General features: G+C 36.5%; 3 protein-coding genes. All 3 read left to right on the top strand.

What is annotated here, in order from left to right; genetic code table 11:
* The first annotated feature begins 179 nt into the window (after positions 1-179).
* The 3 genes from BBROOKSOX_RS10745 to BBROOKSOX_RS10755 all read left to right on the top strand — a co-directional run bounded on the left by BBROOKSOX_RS10745 (position 180) and on the right by BBROOKSOX_RS10755 (position 1,566).
* Complete coding sequence (locus BBROOKSOX_RS10745; RefSeq protein WP_139661770.1) at positions 180-617, top strand: hypothetical protein; 438 nt, start codon at positions 180-182, stop codon at positions 615-617.
* Between the two features lie 320 nt (positions 618-937).
* Positions 938-1,186: a hypothetical protein gene (locus tag BBROOKSOX_RS10750; protein WP_218973743.1), complete on the top strand. Its 249-nt coding sequence runs from the start codon at positions 938-940 to the stop codon at positions 1,184-1,186.
* Positions 1,187-1,245: 59 nt separating this feature from the next.
* On the top strand, positions 1,246-1,566 hold the full coding sequence (locus BBROOKSOX_RS10755) for a DUF6172 family protein (protein ID WP_139661773.1): 321 nt from the start codon (positions 1,246-1,248) through the stop codon (positions 1,564-1,566).
* The last annotated feature ends 82 nt before the right edge of the window (positions 1,567-1,648 follow it).

Below are 1,648 nucleotides of genomic sequence, written 5' to 3' on the forward strand. Positions count from 1 at the left end.
AACCCAGCCTTAGCCCTGCTAGGACAAGGTTTAAAGAAATCACCCATTGGGCAAAAATTGGATTTTGCTAATCATCCCTATTTATGCAAAGGTCTCAATGTATATAACACAGGAGAGTCGCAATTAAGGGCTGGGTGTTTGAATTTTTAAAATAAAATAAATTTAGGAACTACTTACCGATGTCAAATCTTTCAACATATATGGAATTTCACAATAATACACCTTATACTTTAAAGCTTAAGAGTAAAACTGCGGCGCATGGTAGCTGGACGGTGTTGCCACCTTCTACCATTACCCCTTCTGAAAAAGGTGTTTTTTTTTGTATGAAAGACCCCTCAATAGCTGCTGCAGGGTCGGAAGGAACTGTCACATATCATGTTGTAGTTCCTAATAGCAATGAAGAGGGTGATAATTCTACTACCGATGTTACCTTTATTGCCAGGTTTTGTGACTCGTATTCTGTTGGTAATAACTATTGTTATTTTAGTACTTCTAATCCCGAATTATTCGCAATATATTTTGAAGCTAAAATTGATGGTGGTGACTGGCATAAGAATTTTTGTCCAGATAGCGGACATCCACTTCATCTAAAGTTTTTTGTGCACCCAATTTTATAAGCAAAATATATTTATATTATTTTAAAATCACAAGGATAGCTTATTGTGGGTTTGTTGACCACTGTTCGTTTAGTCAATAATACTTGGTTTGAATTTAAGTTATCTTCAGACAAGTTAGATTGAGGGTATTGGGAAACTCTCCACTCGGATTGCTCTGTCCTAAAATATCAAGTAAGTTTGTTGTGAAAGACACTTCTGGGGCTACGACTGGCTCAGAAGGTAGTGTTACTTATAGTTTTGGCGGTTGTTATAGGTATGAAATTTTGTGATTCTTACACTTTAAGTGGTAATTATGCCACTATAGAATTTCAAAGCGAAGGTTGAGAAAAAAGCATGAGAGTCAACTTAATTTTACAGCACAGGTAAAGGGTGGAAAAAAGCATCATAATTACTGCCTACCTAGCGGGCACCCTTTGGTACTTGCCTTTGAGATAAGCGCAAAATTCCCACATTTTTTAAATGATGAAGAGTTTAAAGCGGCACAAGAAGAGGATCCAAATATTAGCCAAGATACATTTCTATTGCCAGTGTTAAAGTCACTACCCACAATCCATAAATCTATTTTATAGTTTGTAAGGTAACTCAATAATACAATATAATCAAGGTCTTAATATTATCTAGAGACAGCATGAAAAAAACATTCAGCTTTTCACACCCCAAAAAACAAAGACCCAGAGTGGTTGAAGCCATCAAATACGAGCTTAAAAAATACATTAAGCGTGAGCGTAATAAAAAACGACCTGAAGAAGTAGATTTTTGGGACTTTGATTGTCGCTATGGTGCGAACGAGACTTCTTGTAGCGTGATCCATGTTTCTGAAATTAACAAGGTAATCTCAGAGGCTGATGCAGAGGGTTTGGATTCTTTTTTCTTAGAGGTTTTGTCTAAACCTGGTGTGCGAACCAAAAAACCTGAAGCAGAAAAAAAGGAAGAAAGTTTTCTAGATTAAGAGACCTTTGCATAAATAGGAACAATCATCAGAAACCCACTTTTCACCCACTTGGCGATTTTTTAAACCCAGCCTTAGCCCT

Source organism: bacterium endosymbiont of Bathymodiolus sp. 5 South (assembly GCF_900128535.1).
Classification (GTDB): domain Bacteria; phylum Pseudomonadota; class Gammaproteobacteria; order PS1; family Pseudothioglobaceae; genus Thiodubiliella.